Annotated in this window: 21 protein-coding genes; 8 read left to right on the top strand and 13 right to left on the bottom strand. The window is 70.8% G+C overall.

Going from position 1 to position 25,833, the window contains the following annotated elements; all coding sequences use genetic code 11:
- Positions 1 to 65 precede the first annotated feature (65 nt).
- The 3 genes from PH203_RS25715 to rimP all read right to left on the bottom strand — a co-directional run bounded on the left by PH203_RS25715 (position 66) and on the right by rimP (position 1,936).
- Positions 66 to 347, bottom strand: a complete 282-nt coding sequence (locus tag PH203_RS25715; protein WP_266821404.1) for a YlxR family protein — start codon at positions 345 to 347, stop codon at positions 66 to 68.
- A 90-nt stretch (positions 348 to 437) separates the two neighbouring features.
- Positions 438 to 1,436, bottom strand: a complete 999-nt coding sequence (gene nusA / locus PH203_RS25710; RefSeq protein WP_289922849.1) for a transcription termination factor NusA — start codon at positions 1,434 to 1,436, stop codon at positions 438 to 440.
- A 2-nt stretch (positions 1,437 to 1,438) separates the two neighbouring features.
- Positions 1,439 to 1,936 carry a ribosome maturation factor RimP gene (gene rimP / locus PH203_RS25705; protein ID WP_289922848.1) on the bottom strand — a complete coding sequence of 166 codons (498 nt, stop codon included), beginning with the start codon at positions 1,934 to 1,936 and terminating at the stop codon, positions 1,439 to 1,441.
- Between the two features lie 213 nt (positions 1,937 to 2,149).
- Here rimP and PH203_RS25700 point away from each other — a divergent pair, with 213 nt between their 5' ends.
- The 3 genes from PH203_RS25700 to PH203_RS25690 all read left to right on the top strand — a co-directional run bounded on the left by PH203_RS25700 (position 2,150) and on the right by PH203_RS25690 (position 4,151).
- Positions 2,150 to 2,686, top strand: a complete 537-nt coding sequence (locus PH203_RS25700) for a hypothetical protein (RefSeq protein ID WP_289922847.1) — start codon at positions 2,150 to 2,152, stop codon at positions 2,684 to 2,686.
- Between the two features lie 67 nt (positions 2,687 to 2,753).
- Positions 2,754 to 3,224, top strand: a complete 471-nt coding sequence (locus PH203_RS25695) for a ferritin-like domain-containing protein (protein ID WP_289922846.1) — start codon at positions 2,754 to 2,756, stop codon at positions 3,222 to 3,224.
- Positions 3,225 to 3,251: 27 nt separating this feature from the next.
- Positions 3,252 to 4,151, top strand: coding sequence for an aminoglycoside phosphotransferase family protein (locus PH203_RS25690; protein ID WP_289922845.1), 900 nt, complete (start codon positions 3,252 to 3,254; stop codon positions 4,149 to 4,151).
- Between the two features lie 562 nt (positions 4,152 to 4,713).
- Here PH203_RS25690 and PH203_RS25685 read toward each other — a convergent pair.
- From PH203_RS25685 to PH203_RS25655, 7 genes are all read right to left on the bottom strand, one after another.
- Entirely contained in the window at positions 4,714 to 6,417 is a 1,704-nt protein-coding gene (locus tag PH203_RS25685) for a proline--tRNA ligase (RefSeq protein ID WP_289922844.1), read from the bottom strand.
- Positions 6,418 to 6,490: 73 nt separating this feature from the next.
- Positions 6,491 to 7,060, bottom strand: a complete 570-nt coding sequence (locus PH203_RS25680) for a GNAT family N-acetyltransferase (protein ID WP_289922843.1) — start codon at positions 7,058 to 7,060, stop codon at positions 6,491 to 6,493.
- Between the two features lie 46 nt (positions 7,061 to 7,106).
- Positions 7,107 to 7,955: a GNAT family N-acetyltransferase gene (locus PH203_RS25675; protein ID WP_289922842.1), complete on the bottom strand. Its 849-nt coding sequence runs from the start codon at positions 7,953 to 7,955 to the stop codon at positions 7,107 to 7,109.
- Positions 7,956 to 8,177: 222 nt separating this feature from the next.
- Positions 8,178 to 9,335 carry a flavodoxin-dependent (E)-4-hydroxy-3-methylbut-2-enyl-diphosphate synthase gene (gene ispG / locus PH203_RS25670; protein ID WP_289922841.1) on the bottom strand — a complete coding sequence of 386 codons (1,158 nt, stop codon included), beginning with the start codon at positions 9,333 to 9,335 and terminating at the stop codon, positions 8,178 to 8,180.
- 170 nt (positions 9,336 to 9,505) lie between these two features.
- Complete coding sequence (locus PH203_RS25665; protein WP_289922882.1) at positions 9,506 to 10,798, bottom strand: site-2 protease family protein; 1,293 nt, start codon at positions 10,796 to 10,798, stop codon at positions 9,506 to 9,508.
- 8 nt (positions 10,799 to 10,806) lie between these two features.
- Positions 10,807 to 12,063: a 1-deoxy-D-xylulose-5-phosphate reductoisomerase gene (dxr, locus tag PH203_RS25660; protein ID WP_289922840.1), complete on the bottom strand. Its 1,257-nt coding sequence runs from the start codon at positions 12,061 to 12,063 to the stop codon at positions 10,807 to 10,809.
- A gap of 85 nt (positions 12,064 to 12,148) precedes the next feature.
- Positions 12,149 to 14,080, bottom strand: coding sequence for an acyl-CoA dehydrogenase family protein (locus PH203_RS25655; RefSeq protein ID WP_289922839.1), 1,932 nt, complete (start codon positions 14,078 to 14,080; stop codon positions 12,149 to 12,151).
- 497 nt (positions 14,081 to 14,577) lie between these two features.
- Here PH203_RS25655 and PH203_RS25650 point away from each other — a divergent pair, with 497 nt between their 5' ends.
- On the top strand, positions 14,578 to 15,945 hold the full coding sequence (locus tag PH203_RS25650) for a sugar transferase (protein ID WP_289922838.1): 1,368 nt from the start codon (positions 14,578 to 14,580) through the stop codon (positions 15,943 to 15,945).
- Between the two features lie 141 nt (positions 15,946 to 16,086).
- Here PH203_RS25650 and PH203_RS25645 read toward each other — a convergent pair whose 3' ends face one another.
- Positions 16,087 to 17,079 carry a GDP-L-fucose synthase gene (locus PH203_RS25645; protein WP_289922837.1) on the bottom strand — a complete coding sequence of 331 codons (993 nt, stop codon included), beginning with the start codon at positions 17,077 to 17,079 and terminating at the stop codon, positions 16,087 to 16,089.
- Positions 17,080 to 17,184: 105 nt separating this feature from the next.
- Here PH203_RS25645 and gmd point away from each other — a divergent pair, with 105 nt between their 5' ends.
- From gmd to PH203_RS25625, 4 genes are all read left to right on the top strand, one after another.
- Positions 17,185 to 18,198: a GDP-mannose 4,6-dehydratase gene (gene gmd / locus PH203_RS25640; RefSeq protein ID WP_289922836.1), complete on the top strand. Its 1,014-nt coding sequence runs from the start codon at positions 17,185 to 17,187 to the stop codon at positions 18,196 to 18,198.
- A gap of 179 nt (positions 18,199 to 18,377) precedes the next feature.
- A complete protein-coding gene (locus PH203_RS25635) occupies positions 18,378 to 21,110 on the top strand; it encodes a LamG-like jellyroll fold domain-containing protein (protein ID WP_289922835.1) in 2,733 nt (910 codons plus the stop codon).
- A gap of 121 nt (positions 21,111 to 21,231) precedes the next feature.
- The gene (locus PH203_RS25630; RefSeq protein ID WP_289922834.1) at positions 21,232 to 23,493 is read left to right on the top strand and encodes a LamG domain-containing protein; all 2,262 of its coding nucleotides are present in this window, start codon (positions 21,232 to 21,234) and stop codon (positions 23,491 to 23,493) included.
- Positions 23,490 to 24,152: a hypothetical protein gene (locus PH203_RS25625; protein ID WP_289922833.1), complete on the top strand. Its 663-nt coding sequence runs from the start codon at positions 23,490 to 23,492 to the stop codon at positions 24,150 to 24,152. The genes PH203_RS25630 and PH203_RS25625 overlap by 4 nt, the downstream gene beginning before the upstream one ends.
- Here the strand turns inward: PH203_RS25625 and PH203_RS25620 are convergent.
- Together PH203_RS25620 and PH203_RS25615 are read right to left on the bottom strand one after the other, a co-directional pair.
- A complete protein-coding gene (locus PH203_RS25620; protein ID WP_289922832.1) occupies positions 24,128 to 25,249 on the bottom strand; it encodes a glycosyltransferase in 1,122 nt (373 codons plus the stop codon). The two genes, PH203_RS25625 and PH203_RS25620, sit on opposite strands and share 25 nt — an antisense overlap.
- A complete protein-coding gene (locus PH203_RS25615; RefSeq protein ID WP_289922831.1) occupies positions 25,246 to 25,785 on the bottom strand; it encodes a WcaF family extracellular polysaccharide biosynthesis acetyltransferase in 540 nt (179 codons plus the stop codon). The genes PH203_RS25620 and PH203_RS25615 overlap by 4 nt, the downstream gene beginning before the upstream one ends.
- Between the last annotated feature and the right edge of the window lie 48 nt (positions 25,786 to 25,833).

Raw genomic sequence — 25,833 nt, 5'->3', positions numbered from 1 at the left:
TCCAACTCGCGGGGTACCAGGGCCGCACGGGGGTTCCGCGCGACGCTTCTTACGGTGTTGCCTGCTCAGCAACTGTCTGTCTGCTCGACGTATTGGCGCAACGCCTTTACGTCGAGCGCTCCCGGGGCGCGAAGCGCCCGCGTGAACGCCCGGCGGCGTACCGCCTGGTCGAGACAGACCAGGGCGGGGTGCACATAGGCGCCCCGGCCGGGCAGCGTACCGCGTGGATCAGGAACGCATGCGTCCTTGATCGCCACGGTCCGCAGCAGATCGGTCTTGGCCGCTCGCTGCCTGCACCCCACACAGGTGCGCTCAGGGCATGCGCGGGCGCGCGTCCGGCCAGACACTGCTAAGTCTACCTCCCCGTACCGACCTCACCCCTTTGGGGCAGGAATCGAACGGTTGTTGTCGTGATCTAAGCCAAGCGCGGCTTGGATCTATTCCCCTGCCGGTTCCCCGGCCTGCTCGGTGTCGGGCCGGATGTCGATCCGCCAGCCGGTCAGACGGGCGGCGAGGCGGGCGTTCTGCCCTTCCTTGCCGATCGCCAGGGACAGCTGGTAGTCCGGCACGGTCACCCGGGCCGAGCGGGCGGCGAGGTCCACGACCTCCACCTTGGAGACACGGGCCGGGGACAGCGCGTTCGCCACCATCTCGGCCGGGTCGTCCGACCAGTCGACGATGTCGATCTTCTCGCCGTTCAGCTCACCCATGACATTGCGCACCCGGCCGCCCATCGGGCCGATACAGGCGCCCTTGGCGTTCAGACCGGAACGGGTGGACCGTACGGCGATCTTCGTGCGGTGACCGGCCTCACGCGCGATGGCGGCGATCTCCACCGAACCGTCGGCGATCTCCGGCACCTCCAGCGCGAAGAGCTTCTTCACCAGATTGGGATGCGTACGGGAGAGGGTCACGGACGGGCCGCGGACACCCTTCGCCACTCGTACGACGTACGACCGCAGCCGCATCCCGTGCTGGTACGTCTCGCCCGGGACCTGCTCCTGCACCGGCAGGATGGCCTCCAGCTTGCCGATGTCCACGAGCACGTTCTTCGGGTCGCGGCCCTGCTGCACGACACCGGTGACGATGTCGCCCTCACGCCCCGCGTACTCACCGAGCGTGGCGTCGTCCTCGGCGTCGCGCAGCCGCTGCAGGATGACCTGCTTGGCGGTGGTGGCGGCGATACGGCCGAAGTCGGACGGGGTGTCGTCGAACTCGCGGGGCTCCTGGCCCTCCTCGAGGTCCTCCGGGTCTTCCTTCGCCCACACGACCACATGGCCGGACTGCCGGTCGAGGACCACGCGCGCGTGGCGGTGGCTTCCCTCGGTGCGGTGGTAGGCGATGAGGAGGGCCGACTCGATCGCCTCGACCAACAGGTCGAAGGAGATCTCCTTCTCCCGTACCAAGCCCCGCAGGGCACTCATGTCGATGTCCACGGCTACGCCTCCTCTTCCTTCTTGTCCTTGCGGTTGAACTCGACCTGGACGCGCGCCTTGTCGATCTCGGAGAACGCGAGCCTGCGACTGGTGGCCTTGCGGCCCTTCACTCCGGGCACCTCGACGTCGAGACCGTCGTCGTCGACCTCCAGGATCCGTGCGACCAGTTCGCCGCCCTCGGTCAGCTGGAACTTCACCAGCCGGTCGACGGCGCGCGCATAGTGCCGGTGCTCCTTGAGGGGGCGCTCCGCGCCCGGGGTGCCGACCTCGAGGGTGTACTCGCCCTCGCCCATCGCGTCCGTCTCGTCGAGCTTCGCCGAGAGCGCGCGGCTCACATCGGCGACGGCGTCCAGATCGGCGCCGCTGTCGGAGTCCACGACGACGCGGAGCACACGCTTTCGGCCGACGGAGTCCAGTGCGATCTCTTCGAGATCCAGGCCCTGGGCGGTGACGAGCGGTTCCAGGAGCTCTCGCAGCCTCTCGCTCTGGGTCGTGCTCATCCGGGTGACTCCTCGGCCGCGTGTGCTGTTGTGGGTAGGTCGCGTGTCTGGTCAAAGGGTATCCGGTCACGGGGGGTGTTGCCGTCCATCGTGCGTCCACCAAGGCCGTGGACGGTGCCGATGAGTGGCTGCGGACCTGGGCGCGGGTACCGTGATCACCGGCGGGCCGCCTCCCGCCCGTGTGTTCGTACGAGCCTCCAGAGGACGACTGCCGTGCCGTACTCCCTGCCGTCGCGCACCCCCTCGGGGCCGCGTCGAAGAACCCTTCTCGCCTCGGCCGCCGGGGCTGCCCTGCTCGTGGGATGCTCCTCGGGGTCCGAGGACACCGAGGAGAGCACCGGCGGGAGTCCGTCGGTCGTGGAGCGGGCACGCGCACGTGCGGCGCGGGACAGCCGGGGGATCGTGGAGCGGTACGACGCCGTGATCGCCGCCCATCCGGGGCTCGCGGAGCGACTGGGAGCGCTGCGGGCGGAGGCCGTGCGGCATGTGGAGGCGTTCGGGGGGAGCGCGGCGGCCACCACCGGCCCGGCGTCGCCGTCAGCCTCCGGCTCCCCCGCCTCCCCCGCCCCTTCCGCCGTGCCCGGCAGCGAGAAGGACGCCGTCGCCGGGCTCGCCACCGCCGAGCGGTCGCTCGCGGACGCGCGGGCGAAGACGCTGCTGGAGGTGCCGGGCGAGCTCGCGCGGCTGCTGGCGTCGGTGGCGGCCGCCGGGGCCGCGCACGCGTATCTGCTGACGGAGGCGGCGAAATGAGCGACGGGCGGAAGGGGCGCGGGCCGGTCCCGGCGGCGCGTGGGGACCTGATGGCGGAGGGCGTGAAGTGAGCGACGAGCAGGACGAGCGGCAGCTGACCGCGCTCCAGGCGGCACTGGCCGCCGAGCATGCCGCCGTGTACGGGTACGGGGTCGTCGGCGGAGTGATCCGGGAGGGGCGGCGCACCGAGGCGAAGTCGGCGTACGACGCCCATCGCGCCCGGCGTGACGCGCTGGTCCGTGAGGTGCGGGACCTGGGCGGCAAGCCCGTGGCCGCGGCCGCCGGGTATGCGCTGCCGTTCCCGGTGCAGGACTCCGACGCGGCCGTACGGCTGGCCGCCGAGCTGGAGGACCGGGTCGCCGGGGTGTACTCCGACCTGGTGCGGGCAGCCGTGGACGGGCGGCGCGCGCTGGGCGCCGAGGCGCTGCGGGAGGCGGCGGTGCGGGCGGTGCGGTGGCGCGGGGAGAGCGTAGCCTTCCCTGGTCTCGCCGAACGGGCGGCGACCGGGACGACGGGGACGGCGTCGCCCACGGCGTAACCGGGATCTGAAGGGAACGACTCGCGTATGGCTTTCGAACCACCGCCGCGTCTGGTGAGGGCGCTCGGTGAGACGGCACCCGGTGACGACTGGCTGGAGAAGCTGCCCGAGGCGGCTCGACAGGCGGTCGCGCTGCGCGAGTTGACCGTGGAGCGGGTGCAGGTTCCGGGGGGCCGGAGCAGCCTCGTCGTCCTGGTCCGCCGTGCCGACGGCACGCCTGCGGTGCTGAAGCTGGCGCCTCCTCGGTTCCGGCCGGAGGCGGAGCGGGCGGCGCTCGCGCACTGGGGTGGCTCGGGGGCAGTGCAGCTCCTGGAGCCGGCCGCTGCCGGGGAGGGGGTGCTGCTGCTCGAGCGGCTGCATCCCGATGTCTCCGTGCGGTCGTTGCCGGAGCCGAAGGCGCTGCTGGAGGCCGCCGGGACGTTGCGGCGGCTGTGGGTGGAGCCGCCTGGTGATCATGGCTTCGAGACCGTCGCCGAGCGGACGGGCCGCCAGGCCGAGGCCATGCGGGCCACGGCGAGCGGCTCCGCCGAGCTGGGGCCACTGGTCGATGCGGCGCTCGCCGCCCGCTCGGAGCTGCTGGCCTCGCCGCCGGAGTCCCGGTTGCTGCACGGGACGTTCCGGCAGAGCAAGGTGCTGGCCGGGGAGCGGGTGCCGTGGCTGGCCGTGGGGCCGGATCCGGTGGTGGGTGAGTGCGCGTTCGATCTGGCTCGACTGGTCCGGGACCGGGTCGAGGATCTGATCGCTCAGCCGTCGGGGGCGGCGATCACTCGACGGCGGGTGAAGAGGCTCGCCGAATCGCTGGACGTGGATCAGGAGCGGCTGCGGGGATGGACGCTCTTCCGGGCCGTGGAGTCGGGGGTCCGGGCGCGGCGGGTCGGGCGCCTTCAGGACGCGGAGTTGCTGCTGGAGTTCGCCGGGTGGCTCTAGGGGTCGAGTTCCGGCTGCGGGTACGTGGCGGCCGGCGGCGCCTCTGAGGTCGGTCGGCGCCGGCCTGGAGGTGTCGCTGTCGGGCTCTCCTGGCGCACCGGACACTCAGGCAGGCGCATGTGGTCAGCAGCGGTCAGGACCGTGCGCGCGCCATGGGGTGCGGACCGGCAACCAAGTGGGCGGGTCGACCATCTGATGCCCTGGAGGCGGACCTGCCAGTCGGCCGCCCTGCCCGGCCGGGGCTGCCCCCATACTGGGCCGTGTCGCCACCGAGGCTCATGAACACCCCGGCGGTCGGCCGCCTCGGCCGACATCGCGGCGGCGGCCTTGCAAGCGTCCCGGGCCTTGGCGGTGGCGCGGCGGACCGTGAGGCGGGCCGGGTGGTCGCGGCTCGTGGGCCCGGGCGACATCGCGATCGCAGCCGATGGCGTCCATCTCCGAGCTGGCCGTCGGGTCAACCTCGTTCTCGGTCGCCACGACGGCGCGAGATGCCGCGCCGCCGCGGTCCGCGAAGGACGCGCGGCGGACGGCATCTCGCGCCGTCGTTCTGCGAGGAGTTTCCCTACGCGCTGAGGCGAGCGATCGCCTCGTCGACGGTCAGTTCCTCGCGCTCGCCGGTCTTGCGGTCCTTGAGCTCCAGGACGCCCTCGGCGGAGCGGCGGCCCGCGACGAGGATCTTCGGTACGCCGATGAGCTCGGCGTCCGTGAACTTCACGCCCGGGGAGACACCGGCGCGGTCGTCGACCAGGACCCGCAGGCCCGCGTCGCGCAGCTTCTCGGAGACCTCCAGGGCCAGTTCGGTCTGGAGGGCCTTGCCGGCGGCGACGACGTGGACGTCGGCCGGGGCGACCTCGGCGGGCCAGCACAGGCCCTGCTCGTCGGCGCTCTGCTCGGCGATGGCCGCGACCGCGCGGGTGACGCCGATGCCGTAGGAGCCCATGGTCACGCGGACCGGCTTGCCCTGCTGGCCGAGGACGTCGAGCTTGAGGGCGTCGGCGTACTTGCGGCCCAGCTGGAAGATGTGGCCGATCTCGATGGCGCGGTCCAGCTTGAGCCCGGTGCCGCACTTCGGGCAGGGGTCGCCCTCCTGCACGACCACGACGTCGACGTACTCGCCGACCTCGAAGTCGCGGCCCGCGACGACGTTCTTGGTGTGCGTGTTGGCCTTGTTGGCGCCCGTGATCCACGCGGTGCCGGGGGCCACGCGCGGGTCGGCGATGTACTTGACCTTCTCGCCCAGGCCCTGCGGACCGACGTAACCGCGGACCAGGTCCGGGCGGCCCGCGAAGTCGGCCTCGGTGACCATCTCGACGGCCGCCGGGGCGAAGTACGCCTCGACCTTGTCCATGTCGACCTCGCGGTCGCCGGGGACGCCGACGGCCACGATCTCGCCGTCGACCTTGACGAGGAGGTTCTTCAGGGTGGCGGAGGCCTCGACGCCGAGCTGGGCGGCGAGGGTCTCGATGGTGGGGGTGTCCGGGGTCGGGATGTCCTCGGCGGCGGGCACGTCGGTGGCGTCCACCGGCTTGAGCTCGTACGTGATCGCCTCGGTGTTGGCCGCGAAGTCGCAGTTCGGGCAGTCCGCGAAGGTGTCCTCGCCGGCCTCGGCCGGGGCCAGGAACTCCTCGGACTTCGAGCCGCCCATCGCGCCCGCGGTGGCGGCGCAGATGCGGTAGTCGAGGCCGAGGCGGGTGAAGATCTTCTGGTAGGCCTGGCGGTGCAGGGCGTAGGACTGGGCCAGGCCCTCGTCCTCGGTGTCGAAGGAGTACGAGTCCTTCATGAGGAACTCACGGCCGCGCAGGACGCCGGCCCGCGGGCGGGCCTCGTCGCGGTACTTGTTCTGGATCTGGTAGAGGATGACCGGCAGGTCCTTGTACGAGGACGCCTGGTCCTTCACCAGCAGGGTGAAGATCTCCTCGTGGGTCGGGCCGAGCAGGTAGTCGCCGCCCTTGCGGTCCTGGAGGCGGAACAGCTCGGGGCCGTACTCCTCCCAGCGGCCGGTCGCCTCGTACGGCTCGCGCGGCAGGATGGCGGGGAGCAGCACCTCCTGGGCGCCGATCGCGTCCATCTCCTCACGGACGACCCGCTCCACGTTGCGCAGGACCCGCATGCCGAGGGGCAGCCAGCTCCAGATACCGGCGGCGGTGCGGCGCACGTAGCCGGCGCGGACGAGGAGCTTGTGGCTGAGGACCTCGGCGTCCGCCGGGTCGTCGCGCAGCGTCTTCGCCATCAACTGGGACATGCGCTGGACCGGTGCGTTGGCCATGGTTCTCGTACTCCTGCCGGATAAGGGTGATGGCAAGGAGGTTAGCCGGGGGTCCGGTTGTGGCGGAAATCGGTTAACGGCGGCGCAGCGGGAGGGGGGCGCCCATCACGGCGTACGGTTTCGGGGCGCTGGGGAAGAGGACCTTGCGGGCCAGGTCCTGGTAGCCGAGGGAGTGGTACAGGCCGCGGGCCGGGCTGTCCGTGTCGATCGCCGAGAGGATCGAGCGGGGTTCGGTGGCGCCGTCCGTGATCGTCGTGATCAGGGAGCGTCCGATTCCGCGGTTCTGGTAGCCGGGGTGGACGTGGAGTTCCGTGATGACGAAGGAGTCGTCCAGCCAGATGTCGTGGCCCTGGGCCCGGAGGTAGGGCTCCACGACCGTGGACCACCAGTGGGTGCGGTCGTTGGGCATGCCGTAGACGAAGCCCACGAGACGGCCCGCCGAGGTGGCGCCGAGGGCACGGGCACCGGGGTAGGTCATGTGGCGGAGGACGATCTGGCGGCGGACGGCGACTTCGTCGGCGCCGAGTCCGAAGGCGACGGCCTGGACCGCTAGTGCCTCGTCGACGCGGGCGGGGAGGTCCAGGGGGCCGATCACGATGTCGTCGTCGGGGTGGCGGCGGTGACCGTGACCGGGAAATCGCATGTGGGGATCGTATAGGGGCGCGCGTGGTGTGGGGTGCGTGTGTATCTCAGAAGAGAACGCTCATGAAAGCGCCGACCTCCTGGAAGCCGACTCGCCTGTACGTCCTTCTCGCGGCCGTGTTGAAGTCGTTGACGTACAGGCTGACCACCGGAGCCACGTCCGCCAGGGCGTAACGCAGGACCGCCGCCATTCCGGGGGCCGCCAGGCCCCTCCCCCGGTACTCCGGGGCCACCCACACGCCCTGGATCTGGCAGGCCTGGGTCGTGGCCGCGCCGATCTCCGCCTTGAAGACGACCTTGCCGTCGGCGTCGAGGCGGGCGAAGGAGCGGCCGGAGCCCACGAGTTCGGCGACCCTCGCCTGGTAGAGGAGGCCGCCGTCGCCCGCCAGCGGGGAGACGCCCACCTCCTCGGTGAACATCGCCACGCACGCCGGCATGATCGTTTCCATCTCGTCCTTGCGGATGCGGCGGACGTAGGGATCCGGGGCGATGTCGGTGGGCATGCGGTCGGTGACCATCAGCGGCTGGTGGGCGCGGACCTCGCGGGCCGGGCCCCAGCTGGGTTCGAGGAGGCGCCAGAGCTGGGCGGTGGGTTCCGAGGGGCCGACGATCGAGGAGCAGCGGCGGCCTGCTCTGCGGGCGCGGTCGGCGAAGGCGCGTACGGCCCGGGGGGTCGCGCAGATCGGGACCAGGTTGGCGCCGGCGTAGCAGAGGGACGTCAGCATTCCGTCCTCGTACCAGCCCCACATCTCGCCGCCGAGGCGCCAGGGGTCCAGGCCGGCGACCTGGACCCTTGACGTCACGAAGGCGTTCGCGACCGGCTCACGGTCGAGGACGGCGAGCGCGGCGTCCAGGTCGCTCGGTTCGAGGACCCGGGAGGTCGTCTGGGTCAACACGGGCGGGGGGCCTCACACTGGGGACAGCTGATCTCCGCACTGTACCTGCGGAAGCTGAGCGGTGCCGCCCTGTGATGGTGCCGGGTGCTTTGAGGTGCGCGGCGTTTCGGTGCCGTCGGCTGGGGGCTGCCGCCCCCAGACCCCCGCTCCGGCCCTGAACGGGCCTCGTCCTCAAACGCCGGACGGGCTGGGATTGCCTGGACCGGAACTCAAGAAGTGCCGTCAGCCCGCCACCGCCACCGACGGCTCGCCCGACTCCACGCCGTCCGCCTCCATCTGCTCGGCCAGCTTCATGGCCTCCTCGATGAGGGTCTCGACGATCTTGGACTCGGGGACCGTCTTGATGACCTCGCCCTTGACGAAGATCTGGCCCTTGCCGTTGCCGGAGGCGACGCCGAGGTCGGCCTCGCGGGCCTCGCCGGGGCCGTTGACGACGCAGCCCATGACCGCGACGCGGAGGGGGACCTCCATGCCCGTGAGGCCGGCCGTGACCTCTTCCGCCAGCTTGTAGACGTCGACCTGGGCTCGGCCGCAGGACGGGCAGGAGACGATCTCCAGGCCGCGCTGCTTGAGGTTCAGGGACTCCAGGATCTGGTTGCCGACCTTGACCTCCTCCACGGGGGGCGCGCTCAGCGAGACACGGATCGTGTCGCCGATGCCCTGGGAGAGGAGGGCGCCGAAGGCCACCGCGCTCTTGATCGTGCCCTGGAAGGCCGGGCCCGCCTCCGTCACACCGAGGTGGAGGGGGTAGTCGCACTGGGCGGCGAGCTGCTTGTACGCCTCGATCATGACGACCGGGTCGTTGTGCTTCACCGAGATCTTGATGTCCCGGAAGTCGTGCTCCTCGAAGAGGGACGCCTCCCACAGGGCCGACTCGACGAGGGCCTCAGGGGTCGCCTTGCCGTACTTCTGGAGCAGACGGCGGTCCAGGGAGCCGGCGTTGACGCCGATGCGGATCGGCGTGCCGTGGTCCTTGGCGGCCTTCGCGATCTCCTTGACCTTGTCGTCGAACTGCTTGATGTTGCCGGGGTTGACGCGGACGGCGGCGCAGCCGGCCTCGATGGCCGCGAAGACGTACTTCGGCTGGAAGTGGATGTCCGCGATGACCGGGATCTGCGACTTGCGGGCGATCGTCGACAGCGCGTCCGCGTCGTCCTGCGTGGGGCAGGCGACCCGGACGATCTGGCAGCCGGACGCCGTGAGCTCCGCGATCTGCTGGAGCGTCGCGCCGATGTCGGACGTACGGGTCGTGGTCATCGACTGGACGGAGACCGGGGCGTCGCCGCCGACCGCTACGGTGCCGACCTGGATCTGCCGGCTCTTGCGGCGCTCGGCAACCCTGGTCGGAACGGACGGCATGCCGAGAGAAATCGCAGTCATCTGCTGTGCAACCCCAAGTCGTGGATCAAGGTCCGGCGCCAACGGAACAGTGGGCTCCAGGCTTCGAGATTACGGCACGTGCGCAGGCCCGGGCACATCCCCATCGTCAACCCATACGAACGGGGACGGCCCGGCACACAGTGTGCCGGGCCGCGGTGAACGCCGTATGACTAGGAGATTCTCACCGGGTTGACCACGTCCGCGATCAGGACGAGAACCGTGAAGCAGATGAAGATTCCCGCCACCACGTAGGCGACCGGCATCAGCTTCGCCACGTCGAACGGGCCGGGGTCCGGGCGGCGGAGCACCTTCGCCACGTTCCGGCGCAGGGACTCCCACAGGGCGCCCGCGATGTGGCCGCCGTCCAGGGGGAGCAGCGGGAGCATGTTGAAGAGGAACAGGGAGAGGTTGAAGCCCGCGAGCAGCATCACGAACATCGCCAGTTGCTGGGATGCCGGGATGTCGAGGGTGGCGATCTCGCCGCCCACCCGTGCCGCGCCGACGACGCCCATCGGGGAGTCCGGTTCGCGCTGGCCGTCTCCGAAGGTCGCGTCCCACAGGGCCGGGATCTTCGACGGGAGGGCGGCCAGGGAGTCCACCGCGTCACCCACCCGGTCCGTCATCCAGACCACCGAGTCGCCGAGGTCCTGCTTGACGACGCCGGTGGCGGCGCTGAAGCCGAGGAAGCCGGCCTTGACGTACTCGCCCTGGACGTAGGCCCCGGCGGAGTCCTTCTTGGCGACGAGGTTGGTGGCGATCTTCGCCTGGAGCGGGACTTCCCTGCCGTCGCGGTCGACGACGATCGGGACCGTCTTGCCGGCGCTGTCACGGATGAGGTCGGAGAGGGTGTTCCAGTCGTCGGTCCGCACCCCGGCGAAGGAGACGATCTTGTCGCCCGCCTTCATGCCCGCCGCCGCGGCCGGGGACTTGGGGTCGGTGCTCTTGCACTCGTCGCGGTTCTCGCTCTGCGAGATCACACAGGGGGAGACCGAGCTGACGGTGGTGGTCTGCTGCTGGATGCCGAAGCCCATCAGGACCGTCAGGAACAGGACGATCGCGAGGATCAGGTTCATGAACGGGCCCGCGAACATCACGATGACCCGTTTCCAGGGCTTGCGGGTGTAGAACATCCGCGTCTCGTCGCCCGGCCTGAGCTCCTCGTACGCGGCCGAGCGGGCGTCCTCGATCATGCCGCGCCAGGGCGAGGTGGAGCGGGCCTCCAGCTTGCCGTCGGGGCCCGGCGGGAACATGCCGATCATGCGGATGTAGCCGCCGAACGGGATGGCCTTGATGCCGTACTCGGTCTCGCCCTTGTTGCGGGACCAGAGGGTCGGGCCGAAGCCGACCATGTACTGCGGCACGCGGATGCCGAAGAGCTTGGCCGTGGACAGATGGCCGAGCTCGTGCCACGCGATCGAGACGAGGAGTCCGAACGCGAAGACCGCTATGCCGAGGATGAACATCAGGGTCGTCATGCACGGGCCTCCGCCGTCTGTGCTGCCAGTTCCCGGGCCCGGGTGCGCGCCCAGGTCTCCGCTTCGAGGACGTCCGCGACGGTGAGCGAGGTTCCCGTGCGCGGGGTGCCGTGCTCGTCCACCACCCGGGTCACCGTCTCGATGATCCCGAGATACGGCAGCGCGCCGGCCCGGAAGGCCTCCACGCACTCCTCGTTGGCGGCATTGAACACCGCCGGGGCCGTGCCCGCGAGCTGCCCCACGTGCCTCGCAAGGTTGACCGAAGGAAACGCGTCGTTGTCGAGCGGGAAGAACTCCCAGGTCGACGCCTTGCTCCAGTCGAAGGCGGGGGCCGCGTCGGGGACGCGCTCCGGCCAGCCGAGGCCGACGGCGATCGGCCCGCGCATGTCGGGGGGCGTCGCCTGGGCGATCGTGGATCCGTCCGTGAACTCAACCATCGAGTGGACATACGACTGGGGATGCACGACCACCTCAATGCGGTCGAAGGGAATGTCGTAGAGGAGGTGTGCCTCGATGACCTCCAGGCCCTTGTTGACGAGGGTCGCGGAGTTGATCGTGATCACCGGGCCCATGGCCCAGGTGGGGTGGGCGAGGGCGTCCTCGACGGTGACGCTCGCGAGGTCTTCCTTCGTGCGGCCGCGGAAGGGGCCGCCGGACGCCGTCACGACGAGCTTGCGTACGTCCGCTCTGGTCCCGGAGGCCAGCGCCTGGAAGAGGGCCGCGTGCTCGGAGTCGACCGGAATGATCTGCCCGGGCTTGGCGAGGGCCTTGACCAGCGGGCCGCCGACGATGAGCGACTCCTTGTTGGCGAGCGCGAGGGTGCGGCCCGCCTCCAGGGCGGCGAGGGTCGGGGCGAGACCGATGGAGCCGGTGATGCCGTTCAGCACGGTGTGGCTGTCCGAGGCGGCGACCTGGGTGGCCGCGTCCGGTCCGGCGAGGATCTCGGGGAGCGGCTCGCCGGCGCCGTACCGGCTGGTGAGGGCTTCGCGCAGCTGCGGTACGACGTCCTCGCGGGCGACCGCGACGGTCCGTACCCCGAGGCGGTGCGCCTGCTCGGCGAGGAGGGCCACCCGGCCGCCGTTGGCGGAGAGCGCGGTGACCCGGAAGCGGTCGGGATTGCGGAGCACGAGGTCGATGGCCTGGGTGCCGATCGAGCCCGTGGAGCCGAGGATCACCACGTCCTTCGGGCCGTCGCCCGCCACCGGGTCGTAGACGAGGTGCGGGTCGGCGAGGGGGGCTGGACTGTCGCTCATCCCCCCATTGTTGCCGTAAGGACGGTGTGTGAGGACAGCGCGTCCCCCGAAGGAGGTCTCCGGGGGACGCGGTGCCATGGGCCCGTCAGCGGATCGGGCGGTGGACGTTGTCCCGTTCGCTGGGGCCGGGGGTCGCGTCGGCGATCCAGGGGCCCTCGCCGGAGGGGTCGACGATGCCGTCCTCCAGCCAGGCGTAGGTGCCGGACATGACGCCCTTGACGACCTTGCGGTCGAGGTCGTCGGTGTTGGTCCACAGGCGGCCGAAGAGTTCTTCGACGCGGATGCGGGACTGGCGGCAGAAGGCGTCGGCGAGTTGGTAGGCCTGGCGGCCGTGGTCCTCGGTGGTGCGCAGGAGTTCGGCGCGGACGCAGACGGCGCTCATGGCGAAGAGCTCGGCGCCGATGTCGACGATCCGGCCGAGGAAGCCTTGTTTCGTCTCCATGCGGCCCTGCCAGCGGGACATGGCGTAGAAGGTGGAGCGGGCCAGTTTGCGGGCCGTGCGCTCCACGTAGCGCAGGTGTACCGAGAGGTCCACCTCGCGCTTGAACTCGTTGTAGGAGTACGGGAGTTGACCCTGGCCCGCCACGAGCTTCGGGAGCCACCTGGCGTAGAAGGCGCCTGCCTGGGCGCCCGCCTTCGCCTTGTCCGTCAGGGACTTCTCCGGGTCGATCAGGTCGCCCGCCACCGTGAGATGGGCGTCGACCGCCTCTCGGGCGATCAGGAGGTGCATGATCTCCGTCGAGCCCTCGAAGATGCGGTTGATGCGGAGGTCTCGCAGCACCTGCTCCGCCGGGACCGCCCGTTCACCCCGGGCCGCCAGGGACTCCGCCGTCTCGAAGCCCCGGCCGCCCCTGATCTGGACCAGTTCGTCGGCGATGAGCCAGCCCATCTCGGAGGCGAAGAGCTTGGCCAGGGCGCCCTCGATACGGATGTCGTTCCGGTCCTCGTCGGCCATCTGGGAGGAGAGGTCGAGCACGGCTTCCAGGGCGAAGGTCGTCGCCGCGATGAAGCTGATCTTCGAGCCGACCGCCTCGTGGTGGGCGATGGGCTTGCCCCACTGCTCGCGGGCCGCCGACCACCCGCGGGCGATCTTCAGACACCACTTGCCCGCCGCGACGCAGGACGCGGGGAGGGAGAGGCGGCCGGTGTTCAGGGTCGTCAGGGCGATCTTCAGGCCCGCGCCCTCCGGGCCGATGCGGTTCGCCGCCGGGACGCGGACCTGGTGGAAGCGGGTCACGCCGTTCTCGATGCCGCGCAGGCCCATGAAGGCGTTGCGATTCTCGACCGTGATGCCCGGCGAGCCGGTCTCGACGACGAAGGCGGTGATGCCGCCCTTGTGGCCCTCGCTCCTGGGGACCCGGGCCATGACGACCAGGAGGTCGGCGACCACGCCGTTGGTGGTCCAGAGCTTCACCCCGTCGAGGACGTACTCGTCCCCGTCCGGTACGGCCGAGGTGGCGAGGCGGGCCGGGTCGGAGCCGACGTCCGGTTCGGTGAGGAGGAACGCGCTGATGTCGGTGCGGGCGCACCGGGGCAGGAAGGTCTCCTTCTGTTCCTGGGTGCCGAACAGCTTCAGCGGCTGCGGGACGCCGATGGACTGGTGGGCGGAGAGGAGGACCCCGATCGCCGGGCTCGCCGAACCCGCCAGGGCCAGCGCCTTGTTGTAGTAGACCTGCGTGAGGCCGAGTCCGCCGTACTTGGTGTCGATCTTCATGCCGAGGGCGCCGAGTTCCTTGAGGCCGTTGATGACCTCGTCGGGGATCTTCGCCTCGCGCTCGATGAGGGCGCCGTCCACCTTCGTCTCGCAGAAGTCGCGGAGCTTGGCGAGGAACTCCTCGCCGCGCTTGGCGTCCTCGGACGGCGGCATGGGGTGGGGGTGGATGAGGTCGAGCCGGAAGCGGCCGAGGAAGAGTTCCTTTGCGAAGCTGGGCTTTCGCCAGTCCTGCTCACGCGCGGCCTCCGCCACCTGGCGGGCTTCACGCTCGGTGACGACGGGCTTCTGTTGTGGTGCGGACATGAGGCTCACCTCGCCGCGAATAGGGATCTTGGGGATTTTCGTTACTGACCGGTGCTACTGGATCGTATGTACCCGATGCCGGGCGGACCCACCACCCCCCGTGCGCCGTTCACCCGTGAGCCGTCCGTGGTTGTCCCGGTATTTTCCGTCACATCACGTGATGGTGACGTGAAGACCCTTCGCTATCACCTTCACCAGATTTCTGTGAATTCCTCGAAAACTCCAGCCAACGAGTGCGGTTGTGCCCTACGTTTTTCGATCACTTGGGTACACCCGTTCGGTGGGGAACAGTTCGACATCGCGAACGGGTGTGCTGACGGCGTCGTATGGCTGGGGGGCAGCGCATGCGGGATGTCGGCGTGTCGGAATCGGCCGGGGAACCGGGGGGTCGGGCGGTCGTCGAAGAGGACGGCCCGGCGAGACCTCGACCGGAGCGGATCAGGCCGAAGGGACGGGCAGGGGACGGAAAGGCGCGGTGGTACCGGCCGCTGGCGGTGGTGACCGACACCTTCGGGGTCGGGGTGCCACTGGTCGCGGTGCTGGACGCGGACGGGCAGGACGTGCCGGTCGTCGCCGGACTGGTCGGCGCGGGTGCGTGGGCGGCGATCCGGGCGATACGGCAGCGGTACGCGGCCCAGCGGCTCGGTGAGTCGTGGGGCGTACTGGCCGCCGTACGGGACTGGGTGCTGCTGGCCGGGATCCTGGCGCTGGCGCTCGTGCTGTCGGACGTGGAGAACGGGCCCGAACCGACCCTGGCGCTGGCCGCGTTGACGCCCGGGCTGTTGTTGACGGCCACGGTCACTCCGCTCACCCGGCTGCATCTCAATCGTCAGCGGCGTGAGGCGCGGGCGGTGCGCAGGGCGCTCGTGGTCGGGGAGCCGGCCGCCGTGGATCAGGTCGTCGGGCGGCTGTCCTCGCGTACGGATCACGCGTACGTCGTGGTGGGCGTCGTACCCGTCGGGCATCAGGTGCTCGGGTGCGGGATGCCGGTGTCGGAGCGGCTGGCGTCGCTGGACATGGACCATCAGCGGGACGCCGAGGCCGTGTTGCGGGCCGTGGAGGCGTCCGGGGCGGATGTCGCCCTCGTGGTGCCGGGGTTGCGGATGACCGGGGAACGGCTGCGGCAGGTGTCCTGGGCGCTGCACGGGGCCGGGCTGCAGCTGGCGGTGGTGCCGGGCCTCTCGGAGGTGGCGCAGGCTCGCGTGCGGCCCACGTCGGCCGCGGGACTGACGGTGCTTCAAGTGGCGCCGCCCGCGCAGGAGTTCGGGCAGCCCTGGTTGAAGTCGCTGCTGGACCGGGCGGGCGCGCTGCTCGGAGTGCTGGCGCTGGCGCCGGTGTTCGGGGCGCTCGCTCTGGCCGTGCGGTTCTCCTCGCCGGGGCCGGTGTTCCATCGGCAGACGCGGTGCGGGCTCGGTGGGCGGCCGTTCACCATGTGGAAGTTCCGGACGATGGTCGTCGACGCGGAGGCCCGGCGGGCCTCGCTGGCACAGCGCAACCAGAACGACGGACACATGTTCAAGATGCGGCGCGACCCTCGGGTGACGCGGTTGGGGTCCGTGTTGCGACGGTTGTCCCTTGATGAGCTGCCTCAGCTGTTCAACGTAGTTCGCGGTGACATGTCCCTGATCGGCCCGCGTCCTCCGTTGCCGGAGGAGGTGGCGCGCTACAGCCAGGTCGAGCACCGGCGGCTCGCGGTCAAGCCGGGGATGACGGGGTTGTGGCAGGTCAGCGGGCGGTCGGATCTGTCGTGGGACGAGACGGTGGCGCTGGATCTCTGGTACGTGGACAACTGGTCGGTGTCCGCGGACATGGAGATCATGACTCGGACGCTGCGGGCGGTCGTTGACGGGCGCGGGGCGTACTGAGTGCGCGGGGTGCTTCGCGATTGCCGGGTGGGGTCGCGTTTCGTCTGCGGGTGCACTGTGGTTGCTCGCGCCCACGCGGCGGTAGCCGCAAGTTCAACACGGCCCCGCGCCCCTAAGGGGCGCGGTCGAACCGTCAGTTGTTCAGTGCTGGTTGAGCCACCACTCGTATGTCGCCGCAATGCCGTCTCTGAGTTCAACCGCCGGCTTGAAGCCCAGTTCAGTGAGGCGGGTTACATCCAGGAGCTTGCGGGGGGTGCCGTCGGGCTTCGTCGTGTCCCAGGTGATCTCGCCCTGATAGGCCGTCACCTCGCGGACGATCGACGCCAGTTCGCTGATCGGCAGGTCCTCGCCGCAGCCGATGTTCACCGGGCCCGGTTCGTCGTAGCGGTTCAGCAGGAGGGCGCAGGCCGCCGCCACGTCGTCGACGTGGAGGAACTCGCGGCGCGGGGTTCCCGTGCCCCACAGGGTGACCTGGGCGGCGTCGGCCTCCCTCGCCTCGTGGAAGCGGCGGATCAGGGCCGGCAGGACGTGGGAGGTGGCCAGGTCGAAGTTGTCGCCGGGGCCGTAGAGGTTGGTCGGCATCGCGCTGATGTAGGAGCGGCCGTACTGGCTGCGGTAGGCGTTGACCTGGGTGATGCCGGCGATCTTGGCGATGGCGTAGGCCTCGTTGGTGGGTTCGAGGGCGCCGGTGAGCAGGGAGTCCTCCCGGATCGGCTGGTCGGCGAGCTTGGGGTAGATGCAGGACGAGCCGAGGAAGAGCAGGCGGGGGACGTCGGCAGAGTGCGCGCCGGCCACCACGCTCAGCTGTATACGAAGGTTGTCCTCCAGGAACTGCACCGGATAGGTGCTGTTGGCCATGATCCCGCCCACCTTGGCGGCGGCCAGTACGACGGCGTCCGGACGGACGTCGCGCAGGAAGGCCTCGGTCCGCGCGGCGTCGCGCAGATCGAGCTGGTCCCTGCCGCGGGTGAGCACCTCGTGTCCGTCGGCTTCGAGCCGCCGGGCCACCGCGGAGCCGACCAGACCACGGTGGCCCGCGACAAATATCCGGGCCGGACGTGGAAGCAGGGAGGGCCCCGGCGTGTGCTCGGGCTCGGACACGGGCGTGAGCTTGGGCGAAGTGTCAGCTGTCATGCGCGGATTGTGTCAGCGACAGGCCCGCTCGGGGGACGTTCCGCAGTAATTCCGGTCAATTCACAGAAAAACACGGCCACTTCGGCCGCATAGAGGGGGGTACTGATGGGCAAGTCGGCACTCATCACGGGAGTCACCGGTCAGGACGGCTCGTATCTTGCGGAGCTGCTCCTGAGCAAGGGGTACACCGTGCACGGCCTGATCCGCAGGTCGTCGAGTTTCAACACCGAGCGGATCGACCACATCTACCAGGGGCCGGACCAGCCGGAGCGGTCCTTCGTGCTCCATCACGCCGATCTGTCGGACGGCGTGGCGCTGGTGAACCTGCTGCGGGATCTCAGGCCCGACGAGGTGTACAACCTGGGCGCGCAGTCCCATGTCCGGGTCTCCTTCGACGCGCCGCTGTACACGGGTGACGTCACCGGGCTGAGCGCGGTCCGGCTCCTTGAGGCGGTGCGGGCGAGCGGGATCGAGACGCGGCTGTACCAGGCCTCGTCCTCGGAGATGTACGGGTCCACTCCCCCGCCGCAGAACGAGAACACGCCGTTCCATCCGCGCAGTCCGTACGGGTGCGCCAAGGTCTTCGGCTACTGGACGACCGTCAACTACCGCGAGGCGTACGACATGTTCGCGGTCAACGGGATCCTCTTCAACCACGAGTCCCCGCGCCGCGGTGAGACCTTCGTGACCCGGAAGATCACCCGGGCCGTCGCCCGGATCAAGGCCGGGCTGCAGGACCGGCTGTATCTGGGCAACCTCGACGCGGTGCGGGACTGGGGATACGCGCCGGAGTACGTCGAGGCGATGTGGCGGATGCTGCAGCGGGACGTGCCGGACGACTACGTCGTCGCCACCGGTGAGGCGGCGAGTGTGCGGCAGTTCCTGGAGGTCGCGTTCTCCCATGTGGGCCTTGAGTGGGGGGAGTTCGTGCGCTACGACCCCAAGTACGAGCGGCCCAGCGAGGTCGACGCGCTCATCGGCGACGCCTCCAAGGCGGAGGAGCTGCTCGGCTGGAAGCCGTCCGTGAAGGTGCGTGAGCTGGCGCGGATCATGGTGGATGCGGATGTCTCCCGACTGGAGCAGGAGTTGGCCGGCACGGCTGTCAGGGTGGACAGATGAGACGGCATGTCGTGCGAAGAGCCGCGATAGGGGGTGCCGCGATATGCCGTCGAGCGGCTGCGGGTGCGTCGTGGCTGGTCGCGCCCACGCGGCGGAGCCGCAAATGTCACAGCCCCGCGCCCCTTAAAAACACTGCCCAACCGCACGGAATGAAGCGCGGCCCGATTCGGCGCGCGCTCATGTCCGTGCTTGCCCTGGTCGCCGGGCTGCTGGGCGGGAGCCTCGCCGCCGCTCCCTCCGCCTCCGCCGTCACCGCCCCCGTCGCCTTCACCGCCGACAATCTCAGCACCTGGCAGACCAACGGGATCGTGTGGGCGCTTGCCGAGCACAACGGGACCGTGTTCGCGGGCGGTACCTTCTCCACCATCCGGCCGCCCGGGGTCGCCTCCGGGGGTGCCGGGACGCGGTCGGCGGTGAACTTCGCCGCCTTCGACGCGGCGACGGGGGCGCCGACAAGCTGTTCGCTGTCGTTCACGCGGACCAGCGGTACGGCGACCGTGCGGGCGCTCGCCGTGTCTCCGGATGGTGAAACCCTGTACGCGGGTGGTTACTTCACCGCGGTGAGCGGGGTCGCCGTCAATGGGCTCGCCGCGATCGACATCGACACCTGCGCCGCGCGGGCCGCGTTCAACCCGGCCTTCAACGCGACCGTTCGGGCCCTGGACGTGGCGCCCGACGGGACGGTCTACGCGGGCGGTGACTTCACGACCGTACGGGGCACCGCGCGGGCCCGGTTCGCCGCGCTGACGCCGGCCGGGGCGCTGACCTCGTGGACGGCGGAGGCCGATCTGTCCGGGCGGGCCGTCGAGGTCACCGCGGACGGGCAGCACGTGGCGATCGGCGGGGACTTCTTCACCGTCAACGGCACCGACTCGCACGCCCTGGCCATCACCGACGCCACGACCGGAGCGGTGACACGGACATACCCCAGCGGGTTCTTCCCGAACGCCTCCGTCGTCAAGGACATCACCGCCGACGCCTCCGGCGTCTACACCGCCCACGAGGGCACCGGCGGCGGCGTCTTCGACGGCCGGGCGGCCTTCGAGCCGGACACGTTCGCACAGCGCTGGCGGGACACCTGCCTGGGTGCCACCCAGGCCCTCGAGCTCTACCAGGGCGTGATCTACAGCGGCTCGCACGCCCACGACTGCTCCTCCATGGGCGAGTTCCCCAATGTCGAGCGCAAGCATCTGCTCGCCCAGACCACGGCCGACCCGACGCTGCTGGCCTGGGCGCCGGACACCAACGAGGGCACCGGCGAGCAGCTCGGCCCGCGGGCGCTGACGCTCGCGACCAGCGGCGGCTCCGCATTCCTCTGGTTGGCGGGCGAGTTCACCACCGTCAACGGGTCGGCCCAGCAGAGTCTGGGCCGCTTCGGCACCGGTCCCGACACGGGGGCGCCCAGCACCCCCGCCGCGTGGGTCTCCAGTGACACTCCGGGCAGTGTGAACGTCCGCTGGCAGGCGAGCCAGGACCTGGACGACGGCAACCTGACGTACAACGTCTACCGGAACGGGTCGGCCACACCGATCCACACCACGACCGTGTACTCGCTGCCGTGGGAGCGGCCGCAGGTGTCGTGGACGGACACCTCGGTGACCGCCGGGACGACGTACTCGTACCGGATCACGGCGAGCGACGGGACCAACACCAGCGCGCTGTCGACGGCCCGCAGTGCCACGGCGGCGAGCGCGCCGGACGCGTACGCCTCCGCCGTGCGCGGGGACGGTGCCTCGCTGTACTGGCGGTACGACGAATCCGGGGGGACCTTCGCCTCCGACAGCAGTGGTGGCGACGACGGCGGGGCGTATGTGAGCAGCCCGTCGTACCGGCAGACACCGGCCGCGGTGCCCGGGCCCAGTACGGCTCTCGGGCTCAACGGCACGTCGGAGTACGTGTACAGCGAGAAGCGGCATGCGCGGCCGGGTGCCTTCACCGCGGAGACATGGATCCGGACGACCACCACCAGCGGTGGGCGGATCATCGGGTTCGGGGACAACTTCGGTTCCGGGCAGGGGTACTTCAGCCGCAACTCCGACCGGCTCGTCTACATGACGAACGCGGGGCAGCTCGGCTTCGGCACGGGCCGGTTCGGGACCCGGGCGACGATCCTGTCGAGCGCCGCGTACAACGACGGTGCCTGGCACCATGTGGCCGCCACGCAGGGGCCGGGCGGGATGGCGCTGTACGTGGACGGGGTGCTGGTCGGCTCCAACACGGCGACGACCGCGCTGAACTACACCGGTTTCTGGCGGGTGGGCGCGGACACGCTCACCGGGTGGCCGTCCAACCCGACGAGCATGTTCTTCGCGGGCACGGTGGACGAGACGGCCGTGTACCCGAGTGCGCTGAGCGCCGGGCAGATCGCCGAGCACCACGCGATCGGTACCGGTTCCGGCGGGGGCGGGGAGACCACGGTCACGCTGGCCGCGACCGAGGACTCGTACGTCAACGGGGCGGCGACCACGACGAACTACGGGACGTCGACCTCGCTGGCGGTGCGTGGCAGCGCGGCGTACGAGAGCTATCTGCGCTTCGCCCTGCCGGCCGCGCCCAGCGGTACCGAGCTGACGGGCGCGGTGCTGCGGCTGCGGACCACCTCGCTGAGCACGGCCGGTTCGGCGGACTCCTTCGACGTCGTACCGGTGACCGGGGACTGGACCGAGGCGGGGGTGACGTACGCGAACCGTCCCGGGCTGTCCTCGACGGTGCTTGGCACGCTGGCCGCGCCCGGCGCGGTGTCGACGGACTACGAAGTCGCCCTGGACACCGGCGGGTTGAGCCCGCTGCTCGGGACGAGTTCGTCGCTGGCGCTGACCAGTGGCGGCACCGATGCGCTGTGGCTGTGGTCCAGCGAGGTCGGGACCGAGGACTACCGGCCCGAGCTGGTGCTCACCTTCGGTCCGTCCTGAGCCCCTTTCCTGACAGCCGGGCGGCCCGGTCTCCCCTCCCCCGGGCCGCCCGGCCCTCCACTCACCACCACCCCCCGCATCCGATCGCACGGAGTACCGCTCGCAGTACAAGGAGAAAGACATGCACGGCACATCACAGAGTCGCAGAACCGGAAGGCCCGGTTCGCGAAGAGGCGTCGCGGCGTTGGCACTCGCCCTCACCGCGCCCCTTCTCACCGTCCCACTGACCGCCACCCCCGCCGCCGCGCTCACCAGCCCGGTGGCCCTGACCGCCGACGATCTGGACACCTGGCAGACCAACGGCATCGTGTACGCCCTCGCGCAGGCCGACGGGGTGGTGTTCGCCGGCGGCACCTTCTCGGCGATCCGCCCGGCCGGTGCGGCCGCCGGGGACCCCGCCGAGCAACCGGCGGTGAACTTCGCCGCGTTCGACGCCGCGACCGGTGCACCCACCGGCTGCACCCTGTCCTTCACGGTCGGCTCGGGCACCGCGACCGTCCGCGCGCTCGCCGTGTCTCCGGACGGGCAGACCCTGTACGCGGGCGGGTACTTCGGCGCCGTGAACGGCGTCGGCGTGAACAGCCTCGCCGCGATCGACATCGACACCTGCACCCCCAGCCCCGACTTCCATCCGGCGGTCACGGCGACCGTGCGGGCGCTGGACGTGACCGACTCGACCGTCTACCTGGGCGGGGACTTCAACACGGTCAACGGCGAGACCCGGCAGCGGTTCGCCGCCGTGGACACCTCCGGCGTGCTGACCTCGTGGACGGCGAACGCCGACGAACCGGGGCGGGCCGTCGCGGTCACCGCGGACGGGCAGCATGTGGCGGTCGGCGGGGACTTCTTCGACGTCAACGGCGCCAACTCGCACGCGCTGGCCATCACCGACGCCACGACCGGAGCGGTGACGCAGGCGTACCCGAGCGGGTTCTTCCCGAACACCTCCGTCGTCAAGGACATCACCGCCGACGCCTCCGGCGTCTACACCGCCCACGAGGGCACCGGCGGCGGCGTCTTCGACGGCCGGGCGGCCTTCGAACCGGACACCTTCGCACAGCGCTGGCGGGACACCTGCCTCGGCGCCACCCAGGCCCTCCAGCTCTACCAGGGCGTCATCTACAGCGCCTCGCACGCCCACGACTGCTCCTCCATGGGTTCCTACCCGGACGGGCAGCGCCGCCATCTGCTCGCCCAGACCACGGCCGACCCGGCGCTGCTCGGCTGGGCCCCGGACACCAACGACGGCATCGGCGAGGGCATCGGCCCGCGCGTGTTCGCCCTGGCGCCCAAGAACGGCACCGACTACCTGTGGATCGGCGGCGAGTTCACCACCGTCGGCGGCACGGCCCAGCAGGGTCTGACCCGGGTCTCCTCGGGCCCGGACACGGGCGCGCCGACCCTGCCGCAGGTGCGGGTGGAGAGCATCGAGGCCGGCAAGGTCGCCGTGCACTGGCGCTCCAGCTACGACACAGACGACAGCCGGCTGACGTACCGCGTCTACAAGGACGGCGGAAGCACCCCGGTGTACGAGGTCGAGGGCGACTCGCTGCCCTGGTCGCGCCCCCAGATCACCTGGACCGACACGGCGGTCGCGGCGGGCGAGACGCACTCCTACCGGATCAGCGCCTCGGACGGCACGAACACCACCTCCAGGACCACCGCCCAGTCGGTGACGGTGGCGAGCACGGCCGACGCGTACGCCACCAAGGTGCGCACTGACGGGGCCAACCTGTACTGGCGGTTCAACGAGACCGCGAACGCCTACGCCGCCGACAGCTCCAGCGGCGACGACAGCGGCGTCCACTGGAACGCGCCGACCCTGGCCGTCCCGGACGGGGCCGCCGGTTCCGCCTCCTCGGTGGGCTACACGGGCTCGCAGAGCGAGTGGACGTACACCGACAGGCGCCACTCTGCACCGTCGGCCTACTCCCTGGAACTGTGGTTCAAGACGACCTCGACCAGCGGCGGCAAGCTCATCGGCTTCGCCAACAAGGTGCAGCTGACGTCCACGTCGTACGACAAGCACGTCTACATGACCAACAACGGGCGGCTGGTCTTCGGTGTCTACACGGGCACGGTCCGCACCATCACCACGTCCCAGTCCTTCAACGACGGCAACTGGCACCATGTCGTCGCCACCCAGGGCAGCGACGGCATGAGGCTGTACGTCGACGGCACGCAGCGCGCCTCCAACATATTCGTCACCGGCAACGAGCAGTCCAGTGGTTTCTGGCGGGTCGGCGGCGACAACCTGGACAGCTGGCCGAACCGTCCGTCGAGCCGGTTCTTCACCGGGCAGATCGACGAAGTCGCCGTGTACGGGGGAGTCCTGACGTCCGGTCAGGTAGCCTCGCACTACTCGACCGGAACGACTCCATGAGGCGGCCCGTCCTCGCGGCACTGCTGCTCCTGCCCCTGCTCGCCGCGTGCGGCGGCGGGGGCGGGAGCGGTGACCAGCGCACGCAGGCGGCGGGGAACGGGGCCGGCGCCTCGGTGACCCCGTCCGCCCCCTCCGGTGCGTCCGGTTCCTCCGGTACGCCGTCCAGTGCCGCTCCCAGCAAGGCGCCCGCGGCGTCCCAGGGGCCGAAGAACACCGTCCCCGACGACGAACTCACCCCGGTCACCGGGTCGTTCACCAAGAAGGAGAAGAAGTACCTGTCGGGGCGCGTGCCCGAGGGGACCGATCCCGCGGCGATCCTGCAGGCCGGTCAGGAGACCTGCGACAAGCTCGCCGCCACCGCGAAGATCGACCGGGACGCCACGGTCGGGGCGATCATCGCCGGGGACATCAAGGACGCCGAGGGCGCGGTGAAGGGCCTGTGCCCCGAGCTGAAGCCGCTCATCGAGGACGCCGAGGGCGGCTACGCCGACGGCACCCACGAGGACCCGGCGCCGGGCACCTACCGGGCACTGACCCCGGCGAAGGACTGCTCGTGGTCCCTCGACTCGGCCACCGGCGCCAAGCACCGGATCACCATCAAGAAGGGGACCAGATCCTTCACCTCCGGCGGGTGTTACGCCTGGGCGAAGGACTCGTAGAGGGTGTGGAGGCGGTCGGTGACCGCCTCCAGCGAGAACGACGTACGGGACAGCTGCCAGGCCGCCGCGGAGGCGGTGTCCGCGGCGGCGGGTTCCAGCAGGGCGAGGATCTCGGCGGCCAGCGCCTGAGGGGTCCTCGCCACGCGTCCCGCGCCGGAGCGCGCGAGATCGTCGGCGAGACCGTTGGTGGGGGTCACCACCGACGGGACGCCCACCGACAGGGCCTCCAGGACGGACATCGGGAACGGCTCGTCCACGGAGGGCAGGACATGCACATGGGTGCGGCGCAGCTCGTCCAGTACGGCACCGGGCGCGAGGCTGCCCAGATAGTCGACCGAGTCGGACACCCCGAGCGCGTCGGCGAGCTTCAGGGCGGCCCCGAGCTCGCCCTCGTCGGCCCCGGCCATCACGAAGCGGGCGTCCGGGTGCCGCCGCAGCACCTCGGGGACGGCGGCGACGAAGTCCGACGGGCGTTTGCGGGCCTGCATCCGAGCCAGATAGAGCACCCGCGGCGGCCCCTCGGGGCGCGGCCGCCGCTCCTGCGCGGGCACCCCGTTGACCAGCCGCACGCCGTTGCCGGGGTCCTGGCCGCCCAGCACCGCGTCCAGGCCCTTGCGTTCGTACGACGTGAGGTGCAGGACGGCGTCGGCGCGCCGCAGCACCCGGCGGACCGCGACCGCGTCCAGCACCTTCGCCAGGGCCTTGTCGCTGGGGTCGACCATGCCGTGCGTCTGGACCACCAGCGGGCGGCGGGCGCTCAGGGCGGCCAGCGCGATGGGCAGGGTGACCAGGTCGCGGGCGAGGTGGACGTGGACCACGTCGGCGGCCCTGACCAGGCGGCGGGCGCCGGCGAGGAGGGCGGGCGAGGTGATGCCGCTGAAGCCGGCGCCGGGCACCACCCGGCGGGCCGGGTAGAGGAGGGCGGGGCGGCCGTCGACGTCGGTGGGGAGCGGGCCGTCGAAGCCGTCGGCGAGGGCGACGATCCGGGTCTCGACCCCGCGGGCGGCGAGGCCTCCGGTGAGGTTCACGGCGACGCGGACCGGGCCGCCGAAGGCCTGCGTCGGGGTGTGCAGGGTGACGGCGTGCAGGGCTCTCACGGGGTGGGCTCCTTCAGGGCGCGGCTGCCCTCGGCCGTGTGCAGGGTGAGTTCCGGGAGGTCGCGCCCCAGCACGGTCCCGGCGGCGACCACGGCGTGCCGTCCGACGGTCACCCCGGCGAGCACGGTCGCGCGCGCGGCGATCCAGGCGCCGTCCTCGACGCGGATGGGCGCGTTGCGGTACCGGAAGTCGGTGCTGCGGTGGTCGTGGCTGCCCGTGCACAGCAGCGCCTCCTGGGAGACGCAGACATGGGAGCCGAGAGTCACCGGTTCGAGGTTGAGCAGCCAGGCGCCCTCGCCGATCCAGGTGTGGTCGCCGACGGTCAGTTTCCAGGGCCACAGGATGCGGACGCGGTGTCTTATGAGCACGCCCTCGCCGATCTCCGCGCCGAAGGCCCGCAGCAGCGCCACCCGCACCCGCGCCGGGCAGAACCAGGCCATGAACAGCGTGTTCATCACGCAGAACCACAGCGCCTGGACGGCGATCCCGCGTCCCTTGTCGTACCCGGTCAGCGTGAACGTCCGTAGGTCGCGCATGAATTACCCCCCTCGATACCCCCTTTCCAATCACCCTAGGGATTCAGT

Source organism: Streptomyces sp. S.PB5 (assembly GCF_030403745.1).
GTDB lineage: Bacteria > Actinomycetota > Actinomycetes > Streptomycetales > Streptomycetaceae > Streptomyces.
Note: the sequence above shows the minus strand (reverse complement) of the source record. Positions and strands in the feature narration are given on the sequence as shown.